The sequence below is a fragment of the Kitasatospora sp. NPDC056184 genome (assembly GCF_042268405.1).
Taxonomy (GTDB): Bacteria; Actinomycetota; Actinomycetes; order Streptomycetales; family Streptomycetaceae; genus Kitasatospora.
The window spans coordinates 269799-282422 of the sequence record NZ_JBHJUI010000004.1; the positions used below are offsets into that span (position 1 = coordinate 269799).

Annotated in this window: 13 protein-coding genes; 4 read left to right on the plus strand and 9 right to left on the minus strand. The window is 77.2% G+C overall.

Translation table 11 applies throughout. The annotated features are described in order from the left end of the window. Positions 1–91: 91 nt before the first annotated feature. Entirely contained in the window at positions 92–1150 is a 1059-nt protein-coding gene (locus ACFC0B_RS11140; protein WP_376084800.1) for a DUF5954 family protein, read from the plus strand. 84 nt (positions 1151–1234) lie between these two features. On the opposite strand, the gene ACFC0B_RS11145 is transcribed toward ACFC0B_RS11140, so the two are convergent. From ACFC0B_RS11145 to ACFC0B_RS11175, 7 genes are all read right to left on the minus strand, one after another. Next, positions 1235–2785: a lytic transglycosylase domain-containing protein gene (locus tag ACFC0B_RS11145; RefSeq protein ID WP_376084802.1), complete on the minus strand. Its 1551-nt coding sequence runs from the start codon at positions 2783–2785 to the stop codon at positions 1235–1237. Between the two features lie 287 nt (positions 2786–3072). Then, entirely contained in the window at positions 3073–3993 is a 921-nt protein-coding gene (gene pqqB / locus ACFC0B_RS11150; protein WP_376085107.1) for a pyrroloquinoline quinone biosynthesis protein PqqB, read from the minus strand. 10 nt (positions 3994–4003) lie between these two features. Beyond that, positions 4004–5461 (minus strand): pyrroloquinoline quinone biosynthesis protein PqqE, encoded by a 1458-nt coding sequence (gene pqqE, locus ACFC0B_RS11155; protein ID WP_376084804.1) that lies wholly within the window; start codon positions 5459–5461, stop codon positions 4004–4006. Beyond that, positions 5458–6219 carry a pyrroloquinoline-quinone synthase PqqC gene (gene pqqC / locus ACFC0B_RS11160; protein WP_376084806.1) on the minus strand — a complete coding sequence of 254 codons (762 nt, stop codon included), beginning with the start codon at positions 6217–6219 and terminating at the stop codon, positions 5458–5460. Before pqqC ends, pqqE begins: the two co-directional genes overlap by 4 nt. Continuing rightward, positions 6216–6374: a pyrroloquinoline quinone precursor peptide PqqA gene (gene pqqA / locus ACFC0B_RS11165; protein WP_376084808.1), complete on the minus strand. Its 159-nt coding sequence runs from the start codon at positions 6372–6374 to the stop codon at positions 6216–6218. The genes pqqC and pqqA overlap by 4 nt, the downstream gene beginning before the upstream one ends. Positions 6375–6648: 274 nt before the next feature. Next, positions 6649–8319 carry a PQQ-binding-like beta-propeller repeat protein gene (locus tag ACFC0B_RS11170; RefSeq protein WP_376084809.1) on the minus strand — a complete coding sequence of 557 codons (1671 nt, stop codon included), beginning with the start codon at positions 8317–8319 and terminating at the stop codon, positions 6649–6651. Positions 8320–8485: 166 nt separating this feature from the next. After that, on the minus strand, positions 8486–9181 hold the full coding sequence (locus ACFC0B_RS11175; RefSeq protein ID WP_376084810.1) for a hypothetical protein: 696 nt from the start codon (positions 9179–9181) through the stop codon (positions 8486–8488). Positions 9182–9626: 445 nt separating this feature from the next. Here ACFC0B_RS11175 and ACFC0B_RS11180 point away from each other — a divergent pair, with 445 nt between their 5' ends. Then, positions 9627–10010, plus strand: a complete 384-nt coding sequence (locus ACFC0B_RS11180) for a hypothetical protein (RefSeq protein WP_376084812.1) — start codon at positions 9627–9629, stop codon at positions 10008–10010. A 66-nt stretch (positions 10011–10076) separates the two neighbouring features. Next, positions 10077–10343 (plus strand): hypothetical protein, encoded by a 267-nt coding sequence (locus ACFC0B_RS11185; RefSeq protein WP_376084814.1) that lies wholly within the window; start codon positions 10077–10079, stop codon positions 10341–10343. A gap of 13 nt (positions 10344–10356) precedes the next feature. On the opposite strand, the gene ACFC0B_RS11190 is transcribed toward ACFC0B_RS11185, so the two are convergent. Both ACFC0B_RS11190 and ACFC0B_RS11195 read right to left on the minus strand, forming a co-directional pair. Continuing rightward, entirely contained in the window at positions 10357–11061 is a 705-nt protein-coding gene (locus ACFC0B_RS11190) for a ribonuclease H (protein WP_376084816.1), read from the minus strand. Positions 11062–11142: 81 nt separating this feature from the next. After that, on the minus strand, positions 11143–12081 hold the full coding sequence (locus ACFC0B_RS11195; RefSeq protein WP_376084818.1) for an NADP-dependent oxidoreductase: 939 nt from the start codon (positions 12079–12081) through the stop codon (positions 11143–11145). 140 nt (positions 12082–12221) lie between these two features. Between ACFC0B_RS11195 and ACFC0B_RS11200 the strand changes: the two genes are divergently transcribed. After that, positions 12222–12623, plus strand: a complete 402-nt coding sequence (locus ACFC0B_RS11200) for a winged helix-turn-helix transcriptional regulator (protein ID WP_376084820.1) — start codon at positions 12222–12224, stop codon at positions 12621–12623. The last annotated feature ends 1 nt before the right edge of the window (position 12624 follow it).

Here is a 12624-nt window from a genome sequence, read left to right on the forward strand (position 1 = left end):
CGCGAGCGCGCCGGGAGCCGGGCGTGCCCGGTCGGGTGGAGTTCCGTGATAACCCTGCGGCGCTCTCCGCGCGTCCGCTACCACTGGCCGCATGGACGATGACGCCGTGCAGCTACCCGAGCACCTCACGATCCGGGTCACCCACACCGACGACCCGGTCGCCGCGGTGGCCGGCCTGGAGGCCTGGGCATCCCGCGAGAAGTACCCGAACCTCATGATGATGCCACCCGTCTTCGGCAGCCTGGAGCGCACCGGGACGGGCGCCTGGAGGATCCTCCACTTCCACGCCACCACCCCGCAGGGCGCCCGGGACGACCTGGGCCACACCTTCCGGGCCCGGGCCCTGGCCGAACCCGGCACCAGGTCGGCCGCCCCCTGGACCCTCACCGACGAGGAGCGCGCCTCCTACACCGAGGCCTACGGGCGGATGGAGTGGGAGGCGCTCGACGAGATCTCGGCGGCCGGACGGGACTACCGCGTCTTCCGCGCCGAGCAGGTGCTGCGCTCGGGCCCGGACGGCATCGAGCCGCCCCGGCCCACCGACCCGGACCCGGCGGCCGTCGGCGAGGCCCACCGGCTGCCCTCCCGGGTGGACGGCTTCGTGATCGACCCGGCGGCCGGGGTCACCCTGGTCGACGGGATCCTGCGGCTGGACATGATGGCGCTGGTGCCGTCCGGCCGGTTCATCCCGGAGGACGTCCGGGCCGAGGCGCGGCTCGCCTCGCACCTCTATCCCAATGTCATGGTCCTGCCGGCCCACTGCGCCGTCGCCGAGTACCGGGACGGCCGCTGGGGGCCGATGACCGGCGCCTGCGAGACCCCGCAGGGCGCCCGGGACAGCCTGGCCGCCTATCTGCGCGAGTTCGCCCCCCGCCTGGACCCGGGCATCGGCGAGGAGGAGCTGACCCGGTACGCGGAGGCCGCCGACCGGCTGGACGCCGAGCGGGCCAACGAGGTGCGGGCGGCCGCGCGCCGGTTCCGGCTGGTCCGGGTCGAACCGGTGGTCCGCCTCGGGCCGGACGGGCCCGAGCTGCCCCGGACCTCGGACTGGGACCCGGATGTGCCGCTGCGGGTGCAGGAGCAGCGCGACCGCGCGGCCGGGATCGTCTACGGCGAGGACGAGGAGGACGAGGAGTCGGAGGGCGACTGACGGACGGTCGCCCGCGCGCGTCGGCCCGCCTCCCGGATGTCCGGGGGACGGGCCGATGTCGTCGTACGGGCCGGCTGCCGCGGGTCAGTGCGCCGAGGGGGCGGCGGCCGAGGGGGAGAGCGCGGCGCTCGGGGTGGCGCTGCCGGACGGGGCCGCCGACGGGGTGGTCACCGGGGCGGTCGGCGTGGGGCAGCCGGGGCCGGTCGGGGTGGCCGTCGCGCTCGGCGTGGCCGACGGGGTGGTGCTCGCGGACGGACTGGCGCCCGCCGTCGGGGTGCCGGTGGGGGTGCCCGTCGGCGTGGCGCAGTCGGTGGGCGTGGCCGTGGGCGTCGCCGTCGGCGTCGCGCTCGGGGTGCCGGTGGGCGTCGTCGACGGAGTTCCGGACGGGGTGCCGGTCGGCGTCGTGCTCGGCGTCGTGCTGGGCGTGCCGGTCGGGGTGGCGGTCGCGCTGGGGCTCGCGCTGCCGGACGGCGTGGTGCCGGGCGTCGTCGGCGGGGTGGTGCTCGGCTGCTCCGTGGGCGTGGCGCTCCCCGACGGGGAGGGCGAGGGCGAGGACGAGCCGGGCGGCGTGGCGCTCGGCGACGGGGCGCCGGTGGGCGTCCCGGGCGTCGTGGACGGGGTCCCGGAGGGCGTCGTGGTGACCGGGCCCGGCGTCACCGGTGCGAGCGGGCTCGGCGGCGCGACGGGGAGCAGCGGGGCGAGCGGGCTCGGCGTGCCCGGGCGGTTCGGGGTGGTGACCGGGCTGCCGCTGCCGAAGTGGGCCATCCAGTTCCGGACGGTGCGCAGGTACTCGTTGGAGTGGTTGTAGCCGAGCACCGCCCGGTCCAGCTGGGCCTGGTCGGACAGGTCGCGGCCGCCCGCGCAGAGGTAGCGGCCGGCGCCCTCGGCGGCGTCGAAGATGTTGTTCGGGTCGGCCTTGCCGTCCCCGTTGGCGTCCACGCCCCAGGAGGCCCAGGTGGAGGGGATGAACTGCATCGGCCCGACCGCGCGGTCCCAGCGCGCGTCGCCGTCGAAGCGGCCGCCGTCGGTGTCGGCGATCGCCGCGAAGCCGGCGCCGTTCAGCACCGGGCCGAGGATCGGGCGGAACGTCGTCCCGGCGGCGTCGACCGCGCCCCGGCCGGCCTGGCCGGACTCGACCTCGCCGATCGCGGCGAGCAGCTGCCAGGGCAGGTGGCAGCCGGGCGAGCGCAGCGCGAGCGCCGCCTCGGCCTTGCGGTAGGCGGCGAAGACCGTCTCCGGCAGGGCGGGCCCGGTGCGCAGCGGGTCGGCGAAGGGCGAGGTGAGCGGGGCGAGCGGCGGCTGGATCAGCGGCAGGGTGCCGCCGCCGTCGACCGGTGCGGTGCCGGGGACGCCGGTGGGGGCCAAGGGCGAGGCGTTGGTTCCGGCGGCCGGGGAGCCCGCGACCACTCCGACCGAGCCGGACGGGTTCTCCAGCGGGCCCGCCGCGGCGACCGGGGAGAAGCCGAGGCCGTTCTGGGAACCGGTCAGGGCCGCCAGTGCGGTGAACACCGCCAGCATTCCGGTCACCCGCTTGCCGAGCCGCAGCCGCCGGCCGGCCGTGCGGCCCGCCCCCGGTCCGTCGGCGCCGGCGGGCTTCCCCTCGTCCCGCGTGGCCTCGCTGTTCCTGCTCACCATGCCGTGCCCCTCCCGTCACCGTCCGGTCCCCCGGGGAACGGACGGGCTGTCACCATCGTGCCTGCCGGTGCATGACAGTTTCTCGCTACCGGAATGATTAGTATCACGACGATCTGACAGGGCCTCGGTGGCCTGCGGCGATCCGGGGCGCCACCGCCGGGTGAACGGACGGTGTTGCGGTTCGACCCGGCGCGATCGGGCGGTCGACCGTGCCCGCTCGGGCGGCCGATCAGGGCCGCTCGGGGTCGCTCGGGGTCGCTCGGCGGCCGATCGGGGCCGGAGGGGCGTCACAGGTCGAGCAGCGTCCCGTCCTCGGCGACGGCCGCGCCCGCCGCCGCCAGCGCCGGCGCCAGGGCGGCGGCCTCCGGTGAACCCCGGTGGGCCAGCGGGTTGGTGTTGTTGAGGTGGGTGTAGAGGTAGCGCGGTCCCGGCCGGCGGACCAGGTGGGGGAGCGAGTCGGCGACCGCCAGGTGGCCCATGCCGCGCGAGGTGCGGGCGCCGCCGGTGCGTTCGGCGAGTTCGTCGTCGGTGGCGAAGGTGCCGTCCAGGATCACCACGTCGGCGTCGGCCACCGCCCGGTCGAGGGCGGGCGTCCAGGCGGCGAGGCCGGGCGCGTAGACGGCGCGGGCCCGGCCGCCCGCCTCGGTGAAGCGGTAGCCGACCACCCAGTCCGCCCGCTCGGCGGCCGGGTCGCCCGCCGGGAGGCCGGCCGGGTCGGCGGCGTACCGGGGGCGCTTGCCGCCGAGCGCCAGCGGCTCGGCGACCAGGCCGCCGGCCAGTTCGACCGGCTGCCCCGCGGCGACGGTGTGCCAGCGCGCCTTGGTGTAGGGGGCCAGCAGCGGGCCGACCGGGAACGCCTCGTGGAGCGCGGTGCGGACCGGCGCGGTGGCGTGCACGGACAGCTCGGCGGCCTCCCGCAGGGTCACCAGGCCCAGGGTGTGGTCGAGTTCGCCGCTGGTGAGCAGGACGCCGCGCAGCGGGGTGGCCCGGGTGCCCGGCGGGGGCGCCAGCTCGGGGGCGGCGAGCAGCTGGGAGCGCAGGTCGGGGGAGGCGTTGACCAGGTACCAGGCGGAGCCGTCGGCGCTGACCGCCAGGCAGTCCTGGCTGCGGACGGCGCCGGTGCGCCGGGCGGTGGCGCAGCCCTCGCAGCCGCAGTTCCACTGGGGCAGGCCGCCGCCGGCGGCGGTGCCGAGGATCCGGATCTTCAGCGGGTGCTCCTCAGGCCGGGTCGGGGACGGGCGGCACGGCGGCGGTGAACCGGCGCGGCACCGGGTCCGGTGCGGCCTCCGGTGCGGCTCCCGGTGTCTGCGCCCGCACCAGGTGGTGGTGCGGGGAGAACCGGCAGGCGGGGTCGGTGACGTCCGGGTCGCCGGTGAACTGGAAGGCCTGGCAGCGGCAGCCGCCGTGGTCCTGCTCGCGCAGCTCGCAGCTGCGGCAGGGCTCCGGCATCCAGTCGGTGCCGCGGTAGCGGTTGAAGGCGGGCGAGTCGTGCCAGCTCGCGGCCAGGCCGTCGGTCACCGCGTTCGGCACCGTCAGGCCCGGCAGTTGGGCGGCGGCCAGGCAGGGCAGGACGGCGCCGTCCGGTGCGACGACGAGCTGTTCGCGGCCCCAGCCGTTCATGCACGGCTTCGCGGTGCCGCCGTGGTGGTCGGCGGCCACGTGGGTGATCTCGATCCGGTCGCCGTGCCGTGCCCGGGCCTCGGCGACGTCCCGCTCGGCCCGGCGGACCTCCTCGTCGCCGGGTGCGAGGTGGGCCCGGTTGGCCCAGGCCCAGCCGTAGAACTGGGTGTGCGCGAGCTCGACCCGGTCGGCGCCCAGCTCGACGGCGAGGTCGGCGATGGCGCCGAGGCGGGCGAGGTTGCCGCGGTGCAGCACCGCGTTGACGGTGAGCGGCAGTCCGGCGCCGGTGAGCAGGGCGGCCGCGGCGAGCTTGCGGGCGTGGCCGGTGGGCCCGGCCGACCGGGTGAGCCCGGCGACGGCGTCGGCCCGCTGCGGATCGGCGTCCTGGACGGAGAGCTGGACGTGGTCCAGGCCCGCCGCGGCGAGTTCGGCGGCGCGGGCGGCGTCCAGCGGCAGTCCGCTGGTGATCAGGTTGGTGTAGAGGCCGAGCCCGCGGGCGTGCGCGACGATGGCGGCCAGATCGCGGCGGAGCAGCGGTTCGCCACCGGTGAGGTGGACCTGCAGCACGCCGAGGCCGCGCGCCTGGTCGAGGATGCGCAGCCACTGTTCGGTGTCCAACTCGTCCCGTTGCCGGGTGAGTTCGACAGGGTTCGCGCAGTAGGTGCACCGCAGCGGGCAGCGGTGGGTGAGTTCGGCGACCAGCCCGAGCGGGGCGGGTGCCCGCCGGCCGGCGGCGGCGCCGGGCAGTCCGGCCGCCGGGTGGGGCTCCGCCGGAGCGCCGGTTCCGTCGAGGGCGAGCAGCCGGCGTTCGGCGAGGTCGGCCAGCAGGGCCAGTACCTGGCCGGCGTCCACGCCCTCGTACTCCTCGGCGAGCCGGGCGGTGATCCGGCCGGCGTCGCGCCGCCCGTCGCAGTGCCGCAGCACGGCGGCGGCGGTCGCGTTGAGCAGCAGCACGCCCTCCGGGTAGAGCAGGGCGGCCTGCCGGCGGACCGGGTCGTCGACGAGCCGCACCCCGCGCCGCAGCCCGGGGGCCGCGGCGGCGGGTGCGGCGTTCACCGGGCGGTCCCGGCGGGCACCGCGAGGTCCGCCGGTGCGGCGGCGCCTGCTGTGGCGGCGGTCTCCGTCCCGTAGTCGACGGCGTCGAGCATCGCGCGCAGCACCTCGCACTTGAAGGCGAGCGCGTCCACGGCGGCCCGCTGCTGCTCGGCCGTCACGCAGTGGTCCAGCACCAGGTCGAGGGTCTGCGCGCTGTCCCGGCGGGCGTCGGGGATCCGGTGCTCGAAGTAGGCGTAGCCGGCCGGGTCGATCCACTCGTAGTGCTTCTGCCAGGCGATCACCCGCTCGGCCATGTGGTCGGGCGAGAACATCTCGGTCAGCGCCGCGGCCACCCCCTCGGTCCACGGCCGGGTCCGGCAGAACTGCAGGTAGCCGTCGACGGCGAAGCGCACGCCGCGCGCCACGTGCCGCTCGTCCAGCACCTCGGCCCGGTCCAGGCCGACGGCCTCGGCGAGCACCAGCCAGTCGGCCAGCCCGCCCTCGCCCTCGTGCGGGCCGTCCTGGTGGCCGAGCCGCCGCGTCCACTCCCGGCGGACCTCCGGCAGCGGGCAGTTGGCGATGATCGCGGCGTTCTTCCGGGTCAGGACCAGCTGGTAGTACCAGCGGTTGGCGACCCAGCGCCGCAGCTCCGGCGGCGTGCAGCCGCCGGAGTGCAGGCGCAGATGGAACGGATGGGTGTCCCAGTACCGTCCCCGCAGGCCGTACAGCCTGGCCGCGAACTCCTCGCGGGTCGACGCGGTGGTGGGGGCGTGGGTCACCGAGTGGTCCGCGCGGCGTACGCGGTGACCTCGGCGCCGGTGCGGTGGCACTCCACCGCGGGGGCGGACCAGACGGGCTTGGCCGGGGCCGCCGGAGCGGTCGGCGCGGCGCCGGCGGTGGTGGCGGGGAGCTGGGAAGTGAGCGTGGACTTCATGGGAGTTGCCCTCCTCGGTGAAGCGGGGGTTCGGGGCCTGGCGGCCCCTGGAGCAGGACGCTACGAGCCGCCGGGCCCGCCCGCCGGTCCAACCCGCGCGATCGCGGGACAATCGCGCTCGAAAGGGTGACGCGACGGGCTCCGCGGCCGGGTCGGGTCGGGCCCGGGCGGGAGAACCGGTGTCGGGTGCGCCGGTCGGGCAGTGCCGTGTCGAGCGGGCCCGTCCGGGACGTGTCGGGCGGGCCCCGGGGTGTCCGGGGAGCCCCGGGCGGGGTCAGCCGGAGCGGCCGAACGCCAGCAGATGGCCGTCCTTGGTACCGACGAACACCCGCCCGCCGTCCGTCGCGGGCACCGAGAACCTGGTCACCGTGCCGAGCGGGAAGCTGCGCCGGAGCTTGAGCGTGCCGTTGACCGGAAGCGCGTCGTAGACCCGCAGTTCGCCGTTCTGGCCGCCCGGGCCGGTGCCGGAGTAGATCGTCCAGACCAGGGCCGAGCCGGTCGCCGTCCCGTTGGAGGTGACGACGGGGGAGCCGGAGGCGTAGCCGAAGCCCTCGGTGCTCGTCGCGGCGCTCGTCAACTGCGGGTTCCCGGCGCTGTTCACCGCGTACTTGAGGGCGCGCAGCGAGCCGTAGTTCTCGACCAGGTAGACGTAGCCGCCGTCGCCGCCCCAGACGCCCGGGTGGCCCCAGACCCCCTTGAACGGGCCGGTGGTGCCGACGACGCCGTCGGTGCCGTTCGGGCCCTGGCCCATGCCGCCCAGCCGGTCGCGGTCGAGCAGGAAGATCCGGCCGTCCTTGCCGACCTGCACCATGAGGTGCGGGTGCGCGGCGGACCCGAAGCCGGACGGCAGGGCGGTCGGGGCGCCGGAGCCGAGGTCCACGTCGCCGTGGTCCATCTCCCGGTTGTTGGTGGGGCTGAAGAAGTCCTTCGGGGCGAGGCTGCCGTCGGCGGCGACGCCCAACCGGACGACGGACTCGGCGAAGTGGCCGCCGGGCCGGTCGCCGGGGCCCTTCAGCGGGGAGGAGCCCTCGCCGGCGCCGTTCCCGGTCGCCACGAAGATCCGCCCGGAGCCGTCCGAGACCAGGCCGCCGCCGCTCATCCAGACCCCCGCGTTCTGCGAGGCGGAGCCGGACTCGGTGGACCAGAGGGTGAGTTTGCGGGTGCCGGTGTTGACGCCCGCGACGGTGCCGACGTACGTGCCGATCCCGCAGTCCGAGGCGAACCCGAAGTAGACCGCGCCGTCCAGCAGCAGCAGTCCGGCCCGCTGGGCGGAGGTGGCCGGGTTGAACGGCACGCCCGGGCTGTTCACCGGCGCGCCCTGGACGGTGACCGGCCAGCCGCTGCGCTCGGCGCCCGAGCCGGAGTCCAGGGCGTGCACCGAGAAGTGCGCGCCCCCCTCGCTCTCCTTGGACACCAGGTAGACCGTCCTGGTCGCCTGGTCGTAGACCGGGGTGGAGACGATGCCGGTGCCGGGGGAGAGGCAGGCGGAGGAGGAGGCCACCGGGGTGCCGAGCGCGCGCTGCCACAGGATCCGGCCGTCGGCCGCGTTGACGCCGTAGACGTGGTTGGTCGCGGTGGCGACGATCACGGTCGAGCCGGCGACCAGCGGTTGGGCGTACACCGCGCCGTCCACGGCGGTCGACCAGCGGCGGCCGAAGTCGGCGGCGGACACCTTGGCCGGCGCGAGACCGGGCTCGGCGGCGTCCCAGGCGGTGCGCAGGCCGTTGAGGGAGACGGTCGGATTGTCGGCCCGGGCGGGGGCCGCGCCGCCGAGCGTGCCGGCGGCGAGCGCCGGGGCGAGGAGGGCGAACCCGGAGAGCAGGGCCGCCGCGGACCGCGGGGTCCGGGCCCGTCGGGCGGAGCCGGGAACGGCCGGGTGCGGTCGGGGGGAGGCCGGCGTCGGGGCCGGTCCGGTGGGGCGCGCGGGTGGGTGAGATCGGCTCATGCGATCCGCCTTGGCTGTCGGGGGAGTACGGAGAACGGCGCCGTGGCGTCATTGTGCGAACGACCGTGCCGCACCCGCATCCGCCCGGCACCACCGTGCCCGTCCCGTTCACGCCCCGGGGGGAACCGGCTGCGCCGGGCGGCGGCGCTCGCCGGCTCCCCGGTTCCTAGACGGACTTGGAGAGCAGCAGCGCCAGCCCGGTGGCGGCGGCCGCCTCGGCGTCGGCGTTGACGTCGTCGTCCGGTCCGCGGTCCTTGACCACCTCGACGGAGTACGCCTGGCCGTCCGAGGCGAGGAAGTTCACCTCGGGCATGCGGCCGTCCTTGCGCCGCAGCAGGTAGGCGTCCTGGCCCGCACCGGGGACCGGGGTGGCGGTGTAGTCGGGGTTGGTCTTCAGCGAGGTGAACAGGGCGCGGTCCATCTCCCGGATGTGGGCGAAGGACTCCCGGGAGCCCCAGGTGCAGCCCCAGACCGGCTTGCCGTCCTTCGGGTCGGGGTGGGTGCCCCTGAACGGCCCGCCGGTGCCGACGGCGGCGACCACCTGGGGGGAGGTCAGCAGGGTGCAGGCGTCCGCGGGCCGCTTGCCGGCGCCGGCGGGCGTACCGCCGGTGGTGGCGGTCGGCACCGGGGTGGCGGTGGCAGGGGCGGTGGTGGCCGGCGGGGTGCCGGCGGGGGCGGTGGTGGCGGCCGGCGCGGGGGTGCTCGGGGCACCGGTGGCGGTCGGGGCGGCGGCCGGCGAGGAGGCGGCCGTCGTCGAGCCGCCGCCCGAGGAGGAGCAGCCGGCCACCGCGACGGCCGCGAGGGCCAGCGCGGGCAGCCAGCCGTACCGGCGGACGGACGTGATCGGTGAGCTGCGGTCCAAGGGAACCCCCTCCGGTGGCGCCCACCGGTGCGGCGGGCGGCGACGTGGCAGGAGCCTACGGCCCGGGGCGTCGCGGTAGTTCCCGTTTGCGCTACGGGAGTTGGACAGCTCGGTCACGGGTCGGAACGGGTCGCGGGACGGGCGCGCCCGGGAGGCCGGGACGGCGGTCCGGGGCACGGGGGTGGTACGCGCACGTGCGGTCGGGCTCCCGGCGGCGCCGGGGCCGCGCCGGGCTGACCTGCCCGGATACGAAGGAGCCGCACTACCAGTGCGGTGGGGCCGGTGTCGAGCGGGGGAGGGCGTCTTCCTCGGACGGGTGACGTTCTGGTGAAAGTGGTCATGCCAGGAACGGCGGCCCGGCATCCTGGGCCCGTGATCATGCGGATCCCGGGACGGGGCGGGGCGCGCGACCAAGGGGATGCCCGAGGGACGGAGGCCCTGAGAGATGAGCACCAACCTGCCGGAGACCGTGGCGGAGGCCCCGGTCGTCCTGCCCGCGCCGCCCCGGGTGGTCGACGACCTCGCCCGTGACCTGAGCCGGGCGGCCGCCGCCGTCCGGTCCGCCTCCAGAGACGGCCGGAGCGGCGGTGACCTCGCGGTGGCCGCGTACACCGCCGTGGTCTGCACGGGGCGGTCGGCGGCCCGCGCGCTGGAGGAGGCCGCCGCCTGGTGCCGGCAGGCGCCCGAGGCGGAGGTGCACTCCCTGGCCTGGGCACGGGTCCCCGGCCACCGCGACGACGTCTTCGAGTACCGGGTCACCCTCGCCGTCAGCTTCCCCGACCACGAGACCGGCGAACACGGCGGCGACACCCACCACTCCCGGCGCTGACCCCGGGGACCGCGGCCGCCGATCGGCGGGGTCCGCCCCGGTGGGAGCCGGCCGTAGACTCGCGCCATGGACACTCGGGGGACGAACGATCCGGTCACGGCGGAGCGCGAACTGCCCGTCGGCGCGGCCGTGGCGGTCACGGTGCTGGCCGCGCTCTGCGGCGGCGCGCTGCTGCTGGCCGTGCTGCACGGGCTGGGCTGGACGGCCCCCGGCCTCGGCTGGCTGGTCGCCAAGGGAGCCGTGAAGCTCGGGGTCGGCGGCGCGGTCGGCCTGACGGCCGGCGTCGCCTGGCTCCGGGCCCGCCGCGCGGGCCGGGGGCCGGACGCCTCCTGAGGGGCGGGCCGGCTCAGGAGTGCGCGGCCGCGCACTCCAGGTGGCCCCAGCTGCCGCCCACCTTGGTGATCCTCTCGCCCTTGGCGTACGGGCGGGAGCACGGGCAGGTCCCGGGGAAGCGGGCGGAGAGCGTCGGTGCTCCGCCGGACCCGCCGGACCCGCCGGAGGTCCGGCGCTTGGCGGCGGACGCGGCCGGGGCGCGCCGGCTCCGCGCCGGGGCGCTCGCGGCCGGATCCGGGACGGGCAGGTCGGCGGCGGTCCCGCCGGCCGCCTCCTGGGTGCGGGCGGCGTCGCTGGCGGCCTTGTCGGCGATCGCGTTCAGCGGGTCGCCGTCCACCTGGTGCGCGGGCACGTAGACGAAGCTCACGTCCCGCCCCTCCAGCAGCCCGTCGATCCGCTGGATCAGCTCCTGGTTGGCCACCGGCTTGCCCGCGGCGGTCTTCCAGCCGTTGCGCTTCCAGCCCTTCAGCCACTTCGTCACCGCGTCGCGGGTGTACGTGCTGTCCAGCCGGACCTCCAGCGGGACGGCGGGATCCGTGGCGGCCAGCAGCTGCTCCAGGGCCGTGAGCTCGCCCACGTTGTTGGTGCTGTGCCCGAGCGGGCCGGCCTGCCAGCGCTGCGGCGCCCCCGCGCCGTCGGCCACCACGTAGGCCCAGGCGGCCGGGCCCGGGTTCCCCTTGGCCGCCCCGTCGCAGGCGGCGATGATTCGGTCGTTCATCCTGCGATCATGCCAGGCCGCGGAGGCCCGGCGGACCGCCCGGCGGACCGCCCGGCGGGCTCCGGGCCCGGCCGGCGGCGGTCAGGGCACCAGGACGAGCCGCCCGCGCAGACCGCCCCGCGCCAACCGGCGGTGCGCCTCCTCGGCCCGCTCCAGCGGCAGGGTGTCCGCCACCCGGAGCGCCAGTTCCCGGCGCGCGGCCAGCGCCGCGAGCCCGGCGAGCGCGGCGCCGTCCGCCGCCACCCAGACGTGGGCGACCCGGATCCCGCGCAGCCCGAGCGGCGCCGCGCCGGCCGACACGGCGACGAAGGAGCCCCGGTTGCGCACCGCGCCGAGCGCGGCCACCCCCAGCAGCGCCGCGTCCAGCGCGCCGTCCACCCCGCCGGGCACCAGGGCGCGCACCTCGGCGGCCGGGTCGGCGGCTCCGCGCGGCACGTGCCACTCGGCGCCCAGCGCCCGCAGCTGCGCGGCGTCCCGCCGGTCGGCCAGCGCGACCACCCGCAGCCCGCGCCGCGCCGCCAGCTGCACGGCGAAGCCGCCGACCGCGCCCGCCGCACCGGTGACCAGCAGCGTCGCCCCGGCCGGCAGGTCCAGCAGGTCCAGGGCCTGGACGGCGGTGAGCCCGTTGAGCGGCAGGGTCGCCGCCTCGACGGCCGGCACGCCCTCCGGGGCGGGGGCGAGCGCCGCGGCGTCCAGCACCAGCGCGTCGGCGTAGCCGCCGAGCGGGACGTCCAGCCGGTCGCGCAGCCCGATCACCGCGTCCCCGACCGCGAACCCGTTCACCCCGGGGCCGATCCGCTCCACCGTGCCGGCGACGTCCCAGCCGATCCCGACGGTCTCCCGCGGCGCCATCAGCCCGGCCTGCGCGAGCACCCCGGCCCGGGTCACCGCGTCCACCGGGTTGACCCCGGCCGCCGCCACCCGCACCCGCAGCTGGCCCGGTCCGGGCTCGGGCTCGGGCACCTCGACCAGCTCCAGGACCTCCGGACCGCCGAACCGGCGGACGACCACGGCGCGCATCGCGCTCTCCTTTGCGACAGGGGATCAAGCGCCGCCCGCTGGGAGCGGCGGGGCTTGCCAACGGTCCCCAACCTAGGGAGAGTTGCTCTCCACAAGGAAGTACGCACCCGGGAGTGCGTACCGCACGGGGAGGAGAGCCGATGGCGACCACGACCGCCGCCCAGCGCCGCGCGGCCGCCCGGGCCGGCTACGACGCCTACCTCGCCGAGTGCCCCGCCCGGCAGCTGCTGGACCGGATCGGCGACAAGTGGGTCAGCCTGATCGTCAACGCCCTGGCCGACGGCCCGCAGCGCTACAGCGACCTGCGCCGCCGCCTCGCCGGGGTCAGCGAGAAGATGCTCACCCAGACCCTGCGCGGCCTGGAGCGCGACGGCCTGCTGACCCGGACGGTCACCGCGGCCGTGCCGGCCCGGGTGGACTACGCGCTCACCCCGCTCGGCGCCGGACTGCTCCCGCTGCTGCGGGCGATCAAGGACTGGGCCGAGGAGAACATGCCCGAGGTGCTGGCGCACCGGGAGGCCCACGACGGACGGGCGGGCTGAC